This is a genomic window from Serratia sp. NGAS9 (assembly GCF_009905295.1).
Lineage (GTDB): Bacteria > Pseudomonadota > Gammaproteobacteria > Enterobacterales > Enterobacteriaceae > Serratia > Serratia bockelmannii.
In genome coordinates, this window is the sequence record NZ_CP047605.1 from 2,850,916 (window position 1) to 2,869,059 (window position 18,144).

Sequence of the window (18,144 nt, forward strand, 5' to 3'; positions counted from 1 at the left end):
AGATAACCCCATTTCAGGTATGTGTAAGGAAGTAAACGAGCACGATTAGCGCTCCAGCTACGGCAAACAGTCGGACCATTTTCATTGTTATGCTCTCGAACTTGCGGGAGAGCGGCCAAATTACCCAACTTATCGTTTAAAAAGAAGCATCCCGGCTCAGTTCAGCACGTAATTTACATAACATTAAACTTCTGCAATACCGGCGGCTAAAACCGGCCCTTCCTTTCAACCTTCGAGCATCAATAAATTACCGTTACTTATGAACGACTGCGCCTTTGTCACATTCAGAGCACAATATTTTGGTGAAGTTTACCCATAAAATCCTTATAGTATCGGCAACGTGAGTACTACCGATTTCCCTGGTGTTGTTGTGTGTCTTGCCCCTCATCTTTGCAGGGGCTTTTTTCCTTCTGCCCCCAACCGTCAGTCCCCGCTGCCTTTAAATAAATCATTCAAATTTAACTCTGCGCGGTATCACTCATCGGCCACCGTTCGCGCACTAATGATTAAAATCGTTCGTGATTCTTTCCTTATGCTGAATGCAGTAGGCCAATGACATCAAGGACACGATACTATGCCGGATACCACATTGCCCCCTTCGTCTCAGCGCCCGTTCCTGCGGCGCATGCTGCTCAAAGCAGGGAAAAAATTCCTGCGCTGGAACGGCGATTTTCAGACTCGCCATTCGCTGATCTCCACCACACCGCGGATCGGTAATCATGAATTTAATTGGGTCACGGCGCTGGAAGCCCGTTGGCCTGCCATTCGCGAGGAGTTGGATCGGTTGCTGGAGCACCCGGAGGATATCCCCGCGTTCCACCAAATATCACCGGATCAGCAACGCATCTCCAAAGGGGATAATTGGAAAACCTTCGGGCTGTTTGTCTACGGGCAGCGGGTTGATGAGAACTGCGCCATTTGCCCGCACACCGCACAGGCGGTCAGCGAGATCCCCGGCATGCGCACCGCCATGTTTTCGATCCTTAAGCCGCACTATCACATCGTCCCCCACAAAGGCCCGACTCGTGCCGTGGTGCGCGCGCATTTGGGATTAATCGTACCAAAGGATCGGGAAAAGCTCTGGATCCGCGTTGACGACCAAATTCTGCACTGGGATGAAGGCAAGGTGATTTTGTTTGATGATTCCTACGAACACGAGGTTCGCAATGATACCGACGAACTGCGCGCTGTGCTGTTTCTCGATATCGACCGGCCAATGGACAAAGTAGGTACGGCGGTGAATAAACTGCTGTTCAGCCTGATCAAAGCCAGCCCATATGTGAAGCAGCCGCTGAAAAATCTGGCTAACTGGCATCGCCGCGACAAAAAAGCGTGAAATGGCGGCTTATGCCATGAGCCCCACACCCGTTGGTTAGCTCAATAACGCAGAGGGCGGCATGTCTGAACACGCCGCCCTCTTGCATGAAAACGCGTATTGCTCTGCAGGCGCCCGCCTTTACCTAGCCCAGTCCGGCTTGTTGAGGATATGGTCCTGCCAGTCCACCACCTCGCTTTCACGCACCGCGATATGCCGCACCGTAATGCGCTCGCCGTGCATTGCCGCCTTGGAACCGCTCAGCAGCGGATGCCAGGGGAACAGCGGCTTGCCTTCACCGATCAGGCGATAGGCGCAGGTCGGCGGCAACCACTCGAAGGTGGTGAGATTCTCGCGCGTCAATTTGATGCAGTCTTCTTCCAGCTCGAAGCGCCGCTCATAGTTACGGCATTGGCAGGATTTGATGTTGAGCTGGTTGCAGGCTACGTTGGTAAAATAAATCTCGTCGGTATCTTCGTCGATCAGCTTATTCAAACAGCATTGCCCGCACCCGTCGCACAGCGATTCCCACTCTTGTTCTGACATTTCCGCCAGCGTTTTCTGTTGCCAAAAAGCGAGTTGTGACATGTTAGCGTCCGGTTTCGGTAAATGGATAAGTCACCTGCGCACAGGTTCGAGGGGGGACTATATAGACATTTTAGCCACAAGATGCAAGCTTTGCCGCCGACACCGCCGGCGGCAAGGAGAAATCAGATCACCCGGGTGCTGAGCGTTTTGCCGTTCAGGCTGATTTTCAGCATGTCTCCGGAAGCCATCGGGCCCACGCCCTGCGGCGTGCCGGTCAGGATGATGTCGCCGGCGCGCAGCGTGAAGAAACGGCTCATATAGCTGATTAGCGGCAGGATCGGCGTGATCATGTCGCGCGTATTGCCCTGCTGGCGCAGTTGATCGTTGACGGTCAACGACAGCTCGGCGTTTTGCGGATCGCCGAATTCCGCCACCGGAATAAACCCCGACATCGGGCAGGAACCGTCGAAGGCCTTGGCCTTTTCCCACGGTTGGCCGGCTTTTTTAAAGCCCGCCTGCAAATCGCGCAACGTCAGATCGAGCGCCACACCGTAGCCGGCGATCGCCCGCGCAACGCGGTCTTCGTTGGCCTGTTTCAACGGCGTGCCGATCAGTACCGCCAGCTCCACCTCATGATGCACCGCACCGAACTCTTTGGGGATGGCCACCGGCTGACGAATATCGCACAGCGCCGTTTCAGGTTTGATGAATACCACCGGCTCGACGGAAACCGCGCTGCCCATTTCCTTGATGTGATCGGCATAGTTACTGCCGACGCAAACCACCTTGTTCACCGGGAAATCGAGCAGCGAACCCTGCCAGTCTCTATGTTGATACATACCGCTTCTCCCAAACTGTAGAGGCTTGGCGCGCCAAGCCGATTATTGGTGTGCCGGATCAATGTCCGATCGCGTCCGCCATCATACCCACGGCGATAGCGAAATAGTAAGAGCGATTCCAGTGCATGAGGGTGCGGAAATTATCATAGACCAGGAACGTCCGGCCCTGCAGATCATCCGGCGCAATGATCCAACCGCGCTGAACGGCATGCGGCAACGCACTGCCATCCGCACGACGTACCCCGCGTTGTTGCCAGGCGTTGACGCTGCGCGCTTCCGCGTCTTTCAACCCCAGCTCGGCCCGATTGAAACCGGCGGGCAGTTTGACCTCACGCCCCCAGCCGATGCCGGGCTGCCAGCCCTCTTTGGACAAATAACTGGCCGTAGACGCGAAGACATCATCAATGTTGTTCCAGATATCGATGCGCCCGTCACCGTCACCGTCCGCCGCATAGCGCAGGAAAGAGCTCGGCATAAACTGGCATTGCCCCATCGCGCCGGCCCAGGAACCTTTCAGCGGTGTATCGCCGACGTGCCCCTGCTCGACTATCTGCAGTGCCGCCATCAGCTCCTGGCTGAAAAAGGCTTCGCGGCGCCCTTCAAACGCCAGCGTCGCCAGCGCGGACACCACATCTTCCCGCCCCTGAATCTTGCCGTAGGCGCTCTCCATGCCCCACAGCGCGATGATATAGCGCCCCGGCACCCGGTAGCGCTCGCCGGCGCGCGTCCATTGCGCGTGGCGCTGCCGGTACAGTTCGCGCCCTTGGCGCACTTTAACGGGCGTCATCATCCGCCGCAGATAGTCGTCCAGGGTTACCTTCTGCTCCGGCTGATTGCGATCGGCCTTGATCACCCGATCGACGAAATGGATTTGCGCAAAGGCGCGGTCGAGGGTGGCCTGACTGATGCCCTGCTCCCGCGCCCGGCGCTTGAGCTGTTCGACATACGCCGGGAACTGCGCCGGATCCCGGCCGCTCGTCGCCAGCGTCGTCTCCTGCGCCGCCTGCGCTGCGCCCGGCATCAGCACCCCGCCCAACGTCAGCCAGGCGGCCAATACAATTCTTCTTGCCGAAGGTGTCATCGCGCCTCCCCTGGCCGTGGCAACTGTCTCAGGCCTTGTCGCCCGCCAGATGCTGGTTGAGCAGGTTTTCTACCGGCGGCGGGAACTGCAGGTAATAGCCTTCGTCTTTCAACGCCTGCTTCACCTTTTCGATATCCGCCGAGGCCAATTTCTTGCGCTCATCGAGCGACAGCATCATGGCGAATTGCGGTACACCGAAACTTTTCATCAGCGCTTCCGGCACACGAGAGAAATCGTCTTTTTTTTCGACATAAAGATAAGTTTGATCGCGTTTCGGGCTTCTATAGATCACACAAAGCATTTTTTTAACTCTATTTAATTGAGGGAGCGTCTTGCCTGGATATAACTCTGACTATAACATGCTTATAGTACATCGGAATATCGCACCCCGAGTGGTATTCCGGGGATTTAAAGTTGCTGAGACTGAGTCAGGATAGATGTCACAATCGCCAATTGAGCTAAAAGGCAGCAGTTTTACCCTATCGGTTGTTCATTTGCATAATTCACAGCCCGAGGTAATACGTCAGGCGTTACAGGAAAAAGTTGAGCAAGCGCCCGCTTTTCTGAAAAACGCCCCTGTTGTTATCAACGTCGCAACGCTGGAAGGCGATGCGAACTGGAAAGAACTTCAACAGGCTGTCGCGGCAGCAGGCCTGCGCGTTGTGGGTATCAGCGGTTGCAGAGATGAGCGTCAAAAGCGCGCGATAGCCCGTGCCGGGCTGCCGCTGCTGAGCGAAGGCAAAGGCCAGAAGATGGCTGCGCCGGAGCCTGCACCTGCGCCCGTGGTGGCGGATAACGCCCCCGCCAAAACGCGCATCATCAGTACGCCTGTCCGTTCCGGCCAACAGATTTACGCCCGCAACTGCGATCTTATCGTGACCAGCAGCGTCAGCGCCGGCGCCGAATTGATTGCCGATGGCAATATTCATGTCTACGGCATGATGCGCGGTCGCGCACTGGCAGGCGCGTCAGGCGACACGCAATGTCAGATTTTTTGCACCCACCTGGCGGCTGAGCTAGTCTCTATCGCAGGGCAGTACTGGTTGAGCGACCAAATCCCGTCCGATTACGTCGGGCAGGCCGTACGACTCAGCCTGTTGGATAACGCTTTAACCATACAACCTTTAAATTAAGCCCTTTTGACAAGGAATCCATTTCATGGCACGCATTATTGTTGTTACATCGGGTAAAGGGGGCGTTGGCAAGACCACTTCGAGCGCGGCCATCGCTACCGGCCTGGCCCAGAAAGGCAAGAAAACCGTCGTGATCGATTTCGATATCGGCCTGCGTAATCTTGACCTGATTATGGGCTGCGAACGTCGGGTAGTGTATGATTTCGTGAACGTGATTCAGGGCGATGCCACGCTGAATCAGGCGTTGATCAAAGACAAACGCACTGAAAACCTCTATATCCTGCCGGCTTCGCAGACGCGCGACAAAGACGCGTTGACCCGCGAAGGCGTTGAAAAAATCCTCAACGATCTCGGCGAGATGGATTTTGACTTCGTGGTGTGCGATTCACCGGCCGGTATCGAAACCGGTGCGCTGATGGCGCTGTATTTCGCCGACGAAGCTATCATCACCACCAACCCGGAAGTGTCTTCGGTACGCGACTCTGACCGTATCCTGGGTATCCTCTCTTCCAAGTCACGCCGCGCCGAGAAAGGCGAATCGCCAATCAAGGAACACCTGCTGCTGACCCGTTACAACCCGGGCCGCGTCAGCCGTGGCGACATGCTGAGCATGGAAGACGTGCTTGAAATTCTGCGCATTCCGCTGGTGGGTGTGATCCCGGAAGACCAGTCCGTACTGCGTGCTTCCAACCAGGGTGAGCCTGTCATTCTGGATGCCGAGTCAGACGCCGGTAAGGCGTACGACGATACCGTTTGCCGCTTGTTGGGGGAAGAACGCCCATTCCGCTTCATTGAAGAAGAGAAGAAGGGTTTCCTGAAACGCCTTTTTGGGGGATAAACCATGGCCTTATTAGACTTCTTTCTGTCCCGCAAAAAACAGACAGCCAATATAGCCAAGGAACGGCTGCAGATTATCGTCGCAGAGCGTCGTCGCGGGGACAGTGAGCCCCCGTATCTGCCTGATTTGAAACGCGATATTCTGGCGGTTATTTGCAAATACATTCAGATCGATCCTGAAATGCTGCATGTGCAGTTCGAGCAGAAAGGGGACGATATTTCGGTACTTGAACTTAACGTGACATTACCGGAATCGGAAGAAGCAGCTAAATGATTGCGACGCATTAATTACCCCCTGTATATTTTATGCAGGGGGTAACTGTATGTATATCCAGTTATTAAGCATTATCGGCAGCAAAAAATCGATTTTTCCCTTTGGGACAATTCCCAATTAACTTTGCCGCCACCTCGTTTAAAGTAAATTCTGGCCAGATTTACCTTCAACGCATTATTTCCTGCCTATATTCACCCGAGCAGAGTTTCCCTACCCTGCCCTGGTGATAACCAGCGATTAATAATCTTTCAGGATGTCCTGCAACGGCGCCATTAATAAATCGCCGCGCCAGCCGCTGATTAATTCAGGGCGACTCTCGCCGTCCTTCAGTTTCCAATGCCAGTTCAACAATTGGTTAATTTGGCGACGGGATGCCAGCAGCTCGCTGCTCAACCCGCTTTGCTCGCTGACGGTAGCGATAGCGGCCTTGATGTCCTTAAACACCTTCTTGTAGCCCGGCTGATCGATAAGGTTAGCCAACGGCGCGGGCAACTCGGACTCCTCCAGCGCTTCGGCTTCGGCCACCAGCGCCAGCAGCGTTTTGCCGTGATAACGGATCTCCGGCCCGCTCAGCTCCAGAGAATCCAGTTCTCCCAGCGAAGACGGCATATAGCGCGCCACCTGCCATAGGTTCTCCTCACGCACCACGAAGTTCACCGCCAGATCGCGCTCGCGCGCCTGGCGCAACCGCCATTCTGCCAACTTCTGCAAACAGCCGAGCTGACGCGGGCGCAGCTGCCAGGCATTGCTGATTTCGCGATAGGCCACTTCCGGCGCCAGCGTCTCGCTACGGCGTTGGCACAGCAGCAGGCACTCGTTATGGGCCGCAGCAGTCCAGCCGGCCTCTTCGGTCTCCTGCACCAGCTGTTTGGCCATCGGCAGCAGGTAGAACACGTCGGCGGCCGCATACACGCACTGTCTTTCGGTCAGCGGGCGCGCCAGCCAGTCGGTGCGCGACTCGCTCTTGTCCAGTTCAACCTTCATGTACTCCGCCACCAGCGTCGCAAAACCGCAGGAGAGCGGCCGACCGGTAAAGGCCGCCAGGATCTGGGTGTCGATCATCGGCGTCGGCAGCGTTTTAAAGGCGTTGAGAAACACTTCAAGATCTTCACTGCCGGCATGCAGGAACTTCACCACGGCGGTGTCGGCCAGCAGGTCGACAAACGGCTGCCATTGCTTGATCGGCAGAGGATCGATGAGGGAGAGTTGTTCACCGTCGTAGAGCTGGATCAGGCCCAGCTGAGGATAGTAGGTGCGCGTTCTGACAAACTCGGTGTCCAGCGCAATCTGGGCATGCTTTCTCGCCTGCTCGCAGACCTGCTGCAATCCGGCATCGGTAGTGATCAACTGATAATTCAAAACATCATTCTCTTGTAGGATTCAAACACAACAACGCCGGCATTCACCGGCGTTGTTGATAGTCAGACGCGAAAGCGACACCTAGGCGGCATCGGCCGGCTTCGGCGTTTTTAGCTCATCGCGCAGTTCTCGCCGCAAAATCTTGCCGACGTTCGACTTCGGCAGTTCATCGCGGAACTCAACAATTTTAGGCACTTTATACCCGGTCAGGTGGCGACGGCAATGGGTCAACAGCTCTTCCTTGGTCAGCGAGGCGTCTTTCTTCACCACGCAGATCTTCACCGTTTCACCGGAGGCCTCGCTGGGCACGCCGATTGCCGCACATTCCAGCACTTTCGGGTGCTGGCTGACCACATCTTCAATCTCGTTCGGATACACGTTGAAACCCGAGACCAGGATCATGTCTTTCTTGCGGTCGACGATGCGCACAAATCCCTGATCGTCCACGGTCACCACATCGCCGGTCGCCAGCCAGCCATCTTTAAGCACTTCATCGGTGGCTTCCGGGCGCTGCCAATAGCCTAACATAACTTGCGGCCCTTTGACCCACAGTTCGCCCGGTTCGCCCGGCGGCACGTCATGGCCGTTGTCGTCCACCAACCGAATGTCCGTCGACGGCACCGGCAGGCCGATGCTGCCGCTGTAGTGTTTCAGATCGTAAGGGTTACCGGCCACCAGCGGCGCGCACTCGGTCAGACCATAGCCTTCCAGCAGGTGTTTACCGGTGGTTTTCTCCCACTTCTCGGCCACCGCTTTTTGCACCGACATACCGCCGCCGACCGAGAAACGCAGCGTAGAGAAATCGAGTTTGTGGAACTCTTCGTTGTTCAGCAACGCGTTGAACAGCGTATTCACCCCGCTCATGGCGGTGAACGGATATTTACCCAGCTCCTTCACCAGCCCCGGAATATCGCGCGGGTTGGTGATCAGCAAATTGCGCCCGCCCAGATCGATAAACAGCAGGCAGTTCACCGTCAGCGCGAAAATGTGGTATAGCGGCAACGCCGTCACCACCAGTTCCTGCCCTTCACGGAACAGCGGCGAATAAGCGGCCTTGGCCTGCTCAAGGTTGGCCTGCATGTTACGGTGCGTCAGCATCGCGCCCTTCGCCACGCCGGTGGTACCGCCGGTGTATTGCAGGAAAGCCAAATCGCTATTAATGATGTCCGGTTTTACATATTGCAGACGGCGGCCGCGTTGCAGCGCGCTGCGGAATGAAATGGCGTCCGGCAGGTTGTATTTGGGCACCAGGCGCTTGACGTATTTGACCACGAAGTTAACCAGCGTGCCTTTGGCGGCCGAAAGCTGGTCGCCCATGCGCGTCAGGATCACGTGTTTGACCTGGGTGTTGAACACCACTTTTTCCAGCGTATGGGCAAAGTTGGAAACGATAACGATGGCGCTGGCGCCGCTGTCGTTCAACTGGTGCTCCAGCTCGCGCGGGGTATACAACGGGTTGACGTTGACCACCACCATGCCGGCACGCAGAATGCCGAACAGAGCGATGGGGTATTGCAACAGGTTAGGCATCATCAGCGCGACACGGTCGCCCTTCTTCAGGCCCAGTTCATTTTGCAGGTAAGCCGCGAAAGCCCGGCTGCGTTCTTCCAGTTTGCGGAAGGTCATCACCTCGCCCATGTTGATAAAGGCGGGCTGATCGGCATAACGCTGCACGGCATGCTCAAACATTTCGATCAACGACGAATAGCGATCGGCATCAATCTCTGCGGGCACATCTGCCGGATACCGTTTTAACCAGACCTTATCCAAGGTATTACTCCTGAAATCATTACTAATTATCATCGCAGCCCTCAAACTCGCAGCCTAACCATAACAATATTTTAACTCAGCAGACCAGTTCGGGTTTTAAACATTATTCAGGTTGCGATGTACGTCACTAATTGTCGGATATTCCCTATCCCAAAAAGCAAAAGGGCGGCCTGAGCCGCCCTGTCAAATATGTTCACATCAAGCGTATGCTACTCGGTTACGATGGTTTGCACCTGTGCCGGACCGGGGTTGTACCAGCCATAGCCTGCGCCCCAGCCGGGCCCCCACGGACCACCGCGCCAGCCCCAAGGGCCCATCGGCGCAGGCGGCATCACCACCTGCTGCACCAGATGCCAGCGCTTGAAACCGGTCACGTTCATCGTTACGAAACGATATGGCGTCATGCCGATCCGCCCCTCTTTCAGGCCGGTGATAGGGCCGACGACGGTCACCAGTTGGCCTTTGAAATCGACCGGTTCGAGGAAGCCGTTCACCGTGGCCAGCAAGCGGCCGTTCGACGGTTCACCCAGTATCGGCCGCGCACCGCTGTCGAGCGGCACCGCCGCGATCTCCAGCAGCGTACGCCCTTGTTCGTTGGCGACGTTCACCACAGTGCCGCCGAAGCGGGCTTCCGCGCCAGTAAACAGGTTCGGTGCATTTTGTACCGAGGAAAGCTGAGTCACCGGCGAAGGGCTGGAGCCTTTGATCGCATCCGGTACGGTGACGCACCCGGTCAGAACCAGCGCGCCGCAGGCGACGGCCAGCAGCGACAGCTTTTTACTTGCAGTGCGGATTAACATGGTCGCAATCTCCTGAAATGCCTGTAACTTTGACCGCGTTTCGTCGTTCAAGTTGCAGGCCTTCATCGCCCGGCATCAACAACAGCACAATACGCCGCGATTACTCGCGGCCCGGCAGTTTTTTCCAGGTGACTTCATTGCGAAGATAGGTCGGCTCGGCGTTTTCCACCGCCACCGCCAACCCCTGTTGCCAGGCGTGCAGCGCCAGCGGCAGCATGTCTTGCGCCTGCGGCAGCAGCATTTGGCCGTCACGCACGCTCAGCGTAGAACCGTTGACCAGGTCGGGATAGGTTTGCCAGCCGGTGCCGACGTGGGCCCATTCGCCCTGCAGACGCTGTGCACGCTCGAGCGCCTGCGCCGGCGACAGCACCGCCTCGCCTTCGCTTTCCAACCAGCTGCCGTCCACTTGGCGTTCGAACTGCCCCCAGTAGACTTCCCCCATGCGCGCATCGATCGCTGCCAGCACGCGCGCCGCGCCGCTGACGCGCCAGGCGCCCTGCGCCATGGTTTGCAGCGTGGAAATGCCAATCATCGGCAAATCGGCGCCCAGCGCCAGGCCCTGAGCGATGCCGATGCCGATGCGCACCCCGGTAAAACTGCCGGGGCCGCGGCCGAAGGCCAGCGCATCGAGCTGGTTGAGCGCCAGACCGGATTCCGCCAGCACCTGCTGCACCATAGGTAAAATTCGTTGCGTATGCTCGCGTGGGCACAGCTCAAACAGGGCGTGGATTTCGCCTTGATTCCAGACGGCGACGGAACAGGCTTCCGTCGCGGTATCGATCGCTAAAATTCGCGTGGACATGCCAACCTCTGGCGGGAATAAAACTGGGTTTTTCATACAGGGCGCGCATTGTAGCACAGCCCCGTAAGCCCTTCATCTTTCACGTGGCCGACGTATCGGCGGCCTGCAGGAAGGCGATGGCCTGTTTCAGATCGCGGGTACGCGGCGTAGGCGGCAGGCTATTGAGGAACACCTCGCCATAAGGGCGCATCACCAGACGGTTATCGCAAATCACCAGCACGCCACGGTCGTCGGTATCGCGGATCAAACGGCCCACCCCCTGTTTCAGGGTGATGACCGCATCCGGTAACTGTACGTCATTGAACGGATCGCCGCCGCGCAGGCGGCAATCTTCAATGCGCGCCTTCAGCAGCGGATCGTCCGGTGAAGTAAACGGCAGCTTATCGATGATGACACACGACAGCGCATCGCCACGCACGTCCACCCCTTCCCAGAAGCTGCTGGTCGCCACCAACAGCGCGTTACCGGCGGCGACGAACTGCGCCAGCAGCTGCCCTTTGCTGGTTTCCCCTTGCAATAAGACCGGCAGCGTCATCGTGGCGCGGAACTCTTCCGCCAGCTCGCGCATCATCTGGTGCGATGTGCACAAGAAGAAGCAGCGGCCGTTGTTGGCTTCGATTAATGGGCGCAGCATGCGCGCCAGCTGGCGCGCCCCACCGGGCTGATTCGGCGAAGGCAAAAAGCGCGGCACGCACAGCAACGCCTGTTTGGCATAGTCGAACGGGCTCGGCAACAGCAGCGTTTTGGCCTTGGTCAGCCCCAGCCGTTCGGTGAAGTGGCCCAACTGATCGTTGACCGACAGCGTGGCCGAGGTAAAGATCCAGCTGCCCGGCTTCTCGTCCAGCATTTCGCGGAAACGATCGGCTACCGTCAGCGGCGTCAGCGCCAGCACGAAGTGGCGCGAATTGCACTCATACCAATAGCTGTAGCCCGGTTCCGTTACCGCCTTGAGGCGTTTGAGACGCGCGCGGTACAGCGTGGCGCGCTCAAAGGCGGCGTCCAGCAGCGCCGAACGCCCCAGCGACAGCTTCATCACGTCATAACACAGCTCCAGCGCGTCATCGAGCAGCAACAGAGCACGCTGCACGTTGGGTTCGCCGAGCACGTCACGCAGATTACCGCGGAACCCCGGTTCTCCCAGATTCAGACGGAAATCTTGCGTGCTCAGGCTGAGACGATCGGCGCTCTTTTGCAGCTGAGCCGCATCGCGCACCTCGGTGCGGTAGGCGATGGTGATGTCCTTCGCCAGATCCAGCAGCTGGCGGCTGGTGAGCTGCTGGCCGAAATACTGGCTGGCGATGTCGGGGATTTGGTGCGCCTCGTCGAAAATCATCACCTCGGCTTCTGGGATCAGCTCGGCGAAACCGCCCTCTTTCACCACCATATCCGCCAGGAACAGGTGATGGTTTACCACCACCACATCTGCATCCATCGCGCGGCGGCGCGCCTTGACCACGAAGCAATCCTGATACAGCGGGCAGTCGCTGCCCAGACAGTTGTCATTGGTGCTGGTCACCAATGGCCAGACGAAGCTGTCTTCCGCCACTTCGCTACAGGTGCTGATATCACCCTCTTTGGTCTGCGACGACCACTTGCGCAGCTGCACCAGATCGATCAGCGTCTGCCCCGCCAGCTCGCCGCCGGCCATCGACTGTTGCTCAAGACGCTCCAGACACAGGTAGTTGGAGCGCCCCTTCAGCAGAGCCAGCTTGCCTTTGTACTTCAACGCCTTGGCGACGGTGGGCAGATCGCGCGCATACAGCTGATCCTGCAGCGCTTTCGAACCGGTGGAGATGATCACTTTGCGATCGGCACGCAGCGCCGGCGCCAGATAAGCGAAGGTTTTGCCGGTGCCGGTGCCGGCTTCCACCACCAGTTCCTGCTTGAAATTGATCGCTTCGGTAACGGCTTGCGCCATCTGCCGCTGCGGCTCACGCGGTTTGAATCCCTTGATAGCCTGCGCCAATGCGCCGTCTGTTGCAAAATCGTCTGTCACGCTGTCTCTCTGCCGGTGTCATTCAGCGGTGATTATGCCAAGCCTGCCGCCCGGCTACCACCCACTTTATCGCCGCGCTTTTTTATCACCGGCTGTGCTACCCTTAGCGCGACTATGATATGGAGATAAGCAAATGAATATCGAAAGAATTGATCCCGATCAGCGCTGGTCCGAAGCCGTAGTGCACAACGAGACCGTTTACTACACCAGCGTGCCGGAGAACCTGGACGACGACGCGACCGCGCAGACCGCCAACGCCCTCGCCGCCATCGACGTGCTGCTGGAACGCGTAGGGTCGGACAAAAGCCGTATTCTGGATGCCACCATTTTCCTGGCCAACAGCGCCGACTTCGCCGCGATGAACGCCGCCTGGGACGCCTGGGTGGTCGCCGGCAGCGCGCCGGTGCGCTGCACGGTGCAGGCGCAGCTGATGAATCCGAAGTACAAGGTGGAAATCAAAATCATCGCCGCGCTGTAAGCCTGAGCGCAGACGAAAAAAAACCGCAGACGGCGACGCCTGCGGTTTTTTATTGCCCGCTATCAAGACAGTTTAAGGATCACCATCCCCGTCAGCAACAGCGCCAGGCCAATCCAGCCTTTGGCGTTCAACCGCTGGCCGAACATGATCCAGCCTGCGGCGATGGTGGCGGCGATACCGAAACCGCCCCACAGCGCATAGGCGATCGACAGATCGATACCCTTAACCGCCTGCGCCAGGGCGCTGAACGCACCGAGCACCGACAGCAGCGACAGCAATCCCAGCCAAATTTTACGGAAGCCGTCCGACATCTTCAGGAAGATGTTGGCGATAATTTCCAGCACGATGGCCAGCCCCAGGAACCCAATGTGGTACAACTCAAACTGTTGCATGGTTGTCACCTCGCGGGCTGACCTGTTTTCGCTCTTTGCGGGTACCGGATTTCACCAACATGATGCCGGCGATCAGCGTAGCCAAGCCCAGCACCTTCAGCGCCGAGATCGGCTCGTCGAACCACAGTACGCTGAACAGGGTAATGAACAGAATGCCGATGCCTTCCCACAGCGCATAGGCCACGCCGAGCGCCACGCGTTTTATCGCTACCGACAACAATACATAAGACGCGGTGATCATCACGTACATCACGATATGCCCGATCATGCCGCCATTGACGCTGGCGTATTTCATCGACAAGGTGCCGATGATTTCGGTCATGATGGCCAAACCTAAAAAGATCCAATAAATCATAATTTTTCTCCCAAACGGCGAATAACGCGCGCCAAGGCATATTTATCCCGATTTATCTCGTCGAACGGCCGCAATGCGGCGCGCAAGACGCAGAGATCCCTGGGGATAAACTGACCCAAACGCAAAAAGAATGTTTGCCCGGCTGAACGGTAATGCGAAGGCCTAAGCCCGCTACCAGCACCGGTTAAGGGAGAAAGACGCTATAGCTCGCTGCACCAGTGATGCTCACTGGCAAGGATCGCAGACAGGAAGAGTTGGCACGTAGAGGTTCTGAGGGTAGTTCCGTTAATAGTCATCATAATAGTTCTCTATTATCAGCCGCACACCGTGCGATTTGCCCAATATCCTCATAAAAGTAAAATTTTCAACTGAGATATTTTTACCACAGCCAAAATTAGAAAGCAAACTGCCGTTTTCATAAAAAAGCAGAAAAAAACGGGTTAAAAATAAGAAAGTTAATCGCGATAAAAATTAAAAAAGGCCCAACGGAGCGTTGAGCCTTGCGATATCCGCGGGTGAGCAAATAAGCGCCAATCCCAGGCCTGGCGCGGGTTACAACGCGGCGCCGCTGACCGCGCTGCGCGCCAGTTCAGTGATGCGCGCATAGTCGCCGCTTTCGAGCGCATCGGCCGGCACCAACCAGGAGCCGCCGATGCACAATACGCTTTTTAGCGCCAGATAATCGCGGTAATTGTTCGGCGTAATGCCGCCGGTCGGGCAAAAACGCACCTGGGGGAACGGGCCGCCGATCGCCTGCAGCGCCTTAACGCCGCCGTTGGCTTCCGCCGGGAAGAATTTGAATTCGCGCAGGCCGTAATCCATGCCCAGCATCAGTTCAGATACGGTGCTGATGCCCGGGATCAGCGGGATTGACCCCGCCGTCGCCGCCTGCAGCAAAGCGTCGGTCAGCCCCGGGCTGATGGCGAACTGCGCCCCCGCCTCGGTCACCTCCCGCAGCTGCTGCGGATTGATCACCGTACCGGCGCCGATGATCGCCTCCGGCACCTCTTTGGCGATAGCGCGGATAGCCTCCAGCCCGCAGGCGGTGCGCAGCGTCACCTCCAATACCCGCACGCCGCCGGCAACCAACGCTTTCGCCAGCGGCACCGCCTGCTCCAACTTGTTGATCACGATAACAGGCACCACCGGCCCTGCCGTCAGGATCTGCTCGGCGCTGGTTTTCCAGTTTTTCATCGTTATTTCTCCATGACTCGCGGTTAACAATGGCACGCCCCTGCCACAGGGCTCCGCGCAAGCGCGCGAACGTCCGGCCGTACCGTAAGTGATGTGGCCCACGCGCAGATCGCAGGCAAAAAAAAGCCGGCAGACAGGCTGCCGGTATTGCGCATTATTCGAACTCGTTCCAGGAACGGCCGTCGCGGGTGATCATTGCCACCGAGGCCACCGGCCCCCAGGTGCCCGCCTGATAAGGTTTAGGCGCCTCGTTGTCGGCTTTCCATGCATCCATGATGGAGTCGACCCACTTCCAGGCCTCTTCCACTTCATCGCGGCGCACGAACAGCGCCTGAATGCCTCGCATGGTCTCCAGCAGCAGGCGCTCGTAGGCGTCCGCCACGTGCTCCTGGTTGAAGGTTTCCGAGAAGCTCAGGTCCAGCTTGGTGGTCTGCAGACGGTGCTTGTGATCCAGCCCCGGCACCTTGTTCAGTACCTGAATTTCGATGCCTTCGTCCGGTTGCAGACGGATGGTCAGCTTGTTCTGCGGCAGCTGCTGGTACGAATCGCTGAACAGGTTAAGCGGCGGGTTTTTGAAGTACACCACCACTTCCGAACATTTGGTCGGCAGGCGTTTACCGGTACGCAGGTAGAACGGCACCCCGGCCCACTGCCAGTTGTCGATATCCACGCGGATGGAGACGAAGGTTTCGGTGCTGCTGCTCTTGTTCGCGCCTTCCTCTTCCAGATAACCCGGCACTTTCTTGCCCTGGACGAAACCGGCGGTGTACTGCCCGCGCACGGTGGTTTCCCGTACATTGGTCTGATCGATGCGGCGCAGCGAGCGCAATACCTTCACCTTCTCGTCGCGGATACGGTCGGTCGTCAGGTCCGCCGGCGGCGACATGGCGATCATGGTCAGGATCTGCAGCAGGTGGTTCTGGATCATGTCGCGCATCTGGCCGGCCTGGTCGAAGTAACCCCAGCGCCCTTCGATGCCCACCTCTTCCGCCACGGTGATCTGCACCGAATCGATGGTGCGGTTATCCCAGTTGGATGCGAACAGCGAGTTGGCGAAACGCAGCGCCAACAGGTTCAGCACCGTCTCTTTGCCGAGATAGTGGTCGATACGGTAAACCTGGGATTCGTTGAAGTACTCCGCCACCTGATCGTTGATCACGCGGGAAGACGCCAGATCGGTACCCAGCGGCTTCTCCATCACCACGCGCGCCGGTTCATGGTTCAGCTTGGCTTCGCCCAACCCTTTGCAGATGGCGCCAAAGGTGCTTGGCGGCATGGCGAAGTAGTTGATGGTGGTGCGGTGTTTCTGATCCAGCATTTTACCCAGTTTGGTAAAGTTCTTGCTGTCGTTGACGTCCAGATTGCAGAAGTCCAGGCGTGCGCTCAGCGTGGCCCAGAGTTCGTCATCCAGTTTTTCCTTCATGAAGGTGCCAAGCGCTTCCTTGACCACTTCGGTATACGCTTTTTTATCCCACTCCGCGCGGCCGACGCCGATAATCCGCGTATCCGGGTGGATGTGTCCGGCTTTCTCTAACTGGTACAGGGAAGGCAGCAGCTTACGGCGCGCCAAATCACCTTTCGCGCCGAAAATAACCAGGTCACACGCCTGGGCTGTAGAGGTTACCGCCATGTTCATCTCCTCGTTGCAGGATATTTGTAATTTTCTTACATTACTAATGTACTCTGTTTGACTACGGCCAGCAAACCCGGTGCAGAAGCAGGAAAAAAGACCTCAAGATTCCAGCGGTAGCGCCAATGCGCGCCAGAGCCCGCACAGGCGGGCAAAACTGTAATTTTTCGTCTTTTTTGACGCTCTGTTACCATTATGAAAGTTAGACACAGGTCATATTCTGGTGAAAAAAGCCTGCATACGCCCTGTCGAGACTGCCAACGGTTACCAGCACGTAGTATATTTTCACTAAACCGGCATTGATTTCTCCTTTGTTTGAAATCGACATACCCTATCGATTCCAGGTTACAGCCGCTCGTTTGGCGTCTGCGTGCACGGCGAACACGGGCGAAATTCGGCGCTGTTGCTTGAAAGCCACAGGGATAAAACCATGAGTGACTCTCGTTATATGAATACGCTGGACAAAATCCAGAACCATCTGGAACGCCTGAGCAAATCTGAAAGGAAAGTCGCCGAGGTGATCCTGGCCTCCCCACAGACCGCCATTCACTCCAGCATTGCCACGCTGGCGCGCATGGCCGACGTCAGCGAACCTACCGTCAACCGTTTTTGCCGCCGCCTTGATACCAAAGGCTTTCCCGATTTCAAACTGCACCTCGCCCAAAGCCTGGCTAACGGCACGCCCTACGTAAACCGTAACGTTGAGGAAGACGACAGCGTCGATTCCTATACCAGCAAGATCTTCGAATCGGTCATGGCCAGCCTGGATACAGTAAAGGCAAATTTGGATATTGCCGCAATCAATCGTGCGGTTGACCTGCTCACCCAGGCAAAAAAGATCTCTTTCTTCGGCCTGGGTGCCTCCGCGGCGGTGGCGCACGACGCGATGAACAAATTTTTCCGCTTCAACATTCCGGTGGTCTACTTCGATGACATCGTCATGCAACGCATGAGCTGCATGAACTCCGGCGAGGGCGACGTGGTGGTGCTGATCTCACACACCGGCCGCACCAAAAATCTGGTGGAGATGGCTCACCTGGCGCGGGAGAACGACGCCACGGTACTGGCTATCACCTCGCGCGACACCCCGCTCGCCCAAGCGGCGACCCTCGCGTTGCTGCTCGATGTGCCTGAAGACACCGACGTTTACATGCCGATGGTGTCGCGGATCGCGCAATTAACGCTCATTGACGTGCTTGCCACCGGATTTACCTTGCGCCGAGGGGCTAAATTCAGAGATAACTTGAAGCGGGTCAAAGAAGCGCTCAAAGAATCGCGCTTTGATAAAGGCGTGGTCATTCCCAACAGTTTTGATTCGTGACCCGACGAAGAAAAAAATCGCCGTTCAACAGACATTTGAA

At 57.1% G+C, this 18,144-nt stretch carries 19 protein-coding genes; 6 read left to right on the forward strand and 13 right to left on the reverse strand.

What is annotated here, in order from left to right:
• Positions 1-574 precede the first annotated feature (574 nt).
• Positions 575-1,336: an aspartyl/asparaginyl beta-hydroxylase domain-containing protein gene (locus GUC32_RS13650; RefSeq protein ID WP_325976624.1), complete on the forward strand. Its 762-nt coding sequence runs from the start codon at positions 575-577 to the stop codon at positions 1,334-1,336.
• A gap of 120 nt (positions 1,337-1,456) precedes the next feature.
• On the opposite strand, the gene GUC32_RS13655 is transcribed toward GUC32_RS13650, so the two are convergent.
• The 4 genes from GUC32_RS13655 to GUC32_RS13670 all read right to left on the reverse strand — a co-directional run bounded on the left by GUC32_RS13655 (position 1,457) and on the right by GUC32_RS13670 (position 4,064).
• Complete coding sequence (locus tag GUC32_RS13655) at positions 1,457-1,903, reverse strand: YcgN family cysteine cluster protein (RefSeq protein WP_025303110.1); 447 nt, start codon at positions 1,901-1,903, stop codon at positions 1,457-1,459.
• Positions 1,904-2,025: 122 nt separating this feature from the next.
• Positions 2,026-2,682: a fumarylacetoacetate hydrolase family protein gene (locus GUC32_RS13660; RefSeq protein ID WP_004932286.1), complete on the reverse strand. Its 657-nt coding sequence runs from the start codon at positions 2,680-2,682 to the stop codon at positions 2,026-2,028.
• Positions 2,683-2,740: 58 nt separating this feature from the next.
• Positions 2,741-3,703, reverse strand: coding sequence for a lytic transglycosylase domain-containing protein (locus GUC32_RS13665; RefSeq protein WP_369435779.1), 963 nt, complete (start codon positions 3,701-3,703; stop codon positions 2,741-2,743).
• A gap of 88 nt (positions 3,704-3,791) precedes the next feature.
• Positions 3,792-4,064 (reverse strand): YcgL domain-containing protein, encoded by a 273-nt coding sequence (locus GUC32_RS13670; RefSeq protein ID WP_033643340.1) that lies wholly within the window; start codon positions 4,062-4,064, stop codon positions 3,792-3,794.
• A 136-nt stretch (positions 4,065-4,200) separates the two neighbouring features.
• Between GUC32_RS13670 and minC the strand changes: the two genes are divergently transcribed.
• Genes minC through minE form a run of 3 tightly spaced genes read left to right on the forward strand, consistent with a single transcriptional unit; the run spans position 4,201 to position 6,007 of the window.
• A complete protein-coding gene (gene minC / locus GUC32_RS13675; protein WP_025303113.1) occupies positions 4,201-4,896 on the forward strand; it encodes a septum site-determining protein MinC in 696 nt (231 codons plus the stop codon).
• Positions 4,897-4,921: 25 nt separating this feature from the next.
• Positions 4,922-5,734 (forward strand): septum site-determining protein MinD, encoded by an 813-nt coding sequence (gene minD, locus GUC32_RS13680; RefSeq protein WP_016927452.1) that lies wholly within the window; start codon positions 4,922-4,924, stop codon positions 5,732-5,734.
• A gap of 3 nt (positions 5,735-5,737) precedes the next feature.
• Positions 5,738-6,007 carry a cell division topological specificity factor MinE gene (gene minE / locus GUC32_RS13685; protein ID WP_004932303.1) on the forward strand — a complete coding sequence of 90 codons (270 nt, stop codon included), beginning with the start codon at positions 5,738-5,740 and terminating at the stop codon, positions 6,005-6,007.
• A 237-nt stretch (positions 6,008-6,244) separates the two neighbouring features.
• On the opposite strand, the gene rnd is transcribed toward minE, so the two are convergent.
• The 5 genes from rnd to GUC32_RS13710 form a co-directional block, all read right to left on the reverse strand.
• Entirely contained in the window at positions 6,245-7,366 is a 1,122-nt protein-coding gene (gene rnd / locus GUC32_RS13690; protein ID WP_369435277.1) for a ribonuclease D, read from the reverse strand.
• A gap of 81 nt (positions 7,367-7,447) precedes the next feature.
• Positions 7,448-9,136: a long-chain-fatty-acid--CoA ligase FadD gene (fadD, locus tag GUC32_RS13695; RefSeq protein WP_025303115.1), complete on the reverse strand. Its 1,689-nt coding sequence runs from the start codon at positions 9,134-9,136 to the stop codon at positions 7,448-7,450.
• 209 nt (positions 9,137-9,345) lie between these two features.
• The gene (locus tag GUC32_RS13700) at positions 9,346-9,936 is read right to left on the reverse strand and encodes a Slp family lipoprotein (protein ID WP_021503867.1); all 591 of its coding nucleotides are present in this window, start codon (positions 9,934-9,936) and stop codon (positions 9,346-9,348) included.
• A 100-nt stretch (positions 9,937-10,036) separates the two neighbouring features.
• Positions 10,037-10,738: a tRNA (adenosine(37)-N6)-threonylcarbamoyltransferase complex dimerization subunit type 1 TsaB gene (gene tsaB / locus GUC32_RS13705; RefSeq protein WP_025303116.1), complete on the reverse strand. Its 702-nt coding sequence runs from the start codon at positions 10,736-10,738 to the stop codon at positions 10,037-10,039.
• Positions 10,739-10,817: 79 nt separating this feature from the next.
• Positions 10,818-12,734 carry an ATP-dependent DNA helicase gene (locus GUC32_RS13710; protein ID WP_004932318.1) on the reverse strand — a complete coding sequence of 639 codons (1,917 nt, stop codon included), beginning with the start codon at positions 12,732-12,734 and terminating at the stop codon, positions 10,818-10,820.
• Positions 12,735-12,867: 133 nt separating this feature from the next.
• Here GUC32_RS13710 and GUC32_RS13715 point away from each other — a divergent pair, with 133 nt between their 5' ends.
• Entirely contained in the window at positions 12,868-13,212 is a 345-nt protein-coding gene (locus tag GUC32_RS13715; RefSeq protein ID WP_025303117.1) for a RidA family protein, read from the forward strand.
• Between the two features lie 62 nt (positions 13,213-13,274).
• Here GUC32_RS13715 and mdtI read toward each other — a convergent pair whose 3' ends face one another.
• The 4 genes from mdtI to zwf form a co-directional block, all read right to left on the reverse strand.
• Positions 13,275-13,604: a multidrug/spermidine efflux SMR transporter subunit MdtI gene (mdtI, locus tag GUC32_RS13720; protein WP_016927446.1), complete on the reverse strand. Its 330-nt coding sequence runs from the start codon at positions 13,602-13,604 to the stop codon at positions 13,275-13,277.
• On the reverse strand, positions 13,591-13,959 hold the full coding sequence (gene mdtJ, locus GUC32_RS13725; protein WP_025303118.1) for a multidrug/spermidine efflux SMR transporter subunit MdtJ: 369 nt from the start codon (positions 13,957-13,959) through the stop codon (positions 13,591-13,593). Before mdtJ ends, mdtI begins: the two co-directional genes overlap by 14 nt.
• A gap of 552 nt (positions 13,960-14,511) precedes the next feature.
• Complete coding sequence (locus GUC32_RS13730; protein ID WP_025303119.1) at positions 14,512-15,153, reverse strand: bifunctional 4-hydroxy-2-oxoglutarate aldolase/2-dehydro-3-deoxy-phosphogluconate aldolase; 642 nt, start codon at positions 15,151-15,153, stop codon at positions 14,512-14,514.
• 154 nt (positions 15,154-15,307) lie between these two features.
• Complete coding sequence (gene zwf, locus GUC32_RS13735) at positions 15,308-16,783, reverse strand: glucose-6-phosphate dehydrogenase (RefSeq protein ID WP_019452799.1); 1,476 nt, start codon at positions 16,781-16,783, stop codon at positions 15,308-15,310.
• A gap of 448 nt (positions 16,784-17,231) precedes the next feature.
• Here zwf and GUC32_RS13740 point away from each other — a divergent pair, with 448 nt between their 5' ends.
• Positions 17,232-18,104: a MurR/RpiR family transcriptional regulator gene (locus tag GUC32_RS13740; protein ID WP_025303120.1), complete on the forward strand. Its 873-nt coding sequence runs from the start codon at positions 17,232-17,234 to the stop codon at positions 18,102-18,104.
• Positions 18,105-18,144 lie beyond the last annotated feature (40 nt).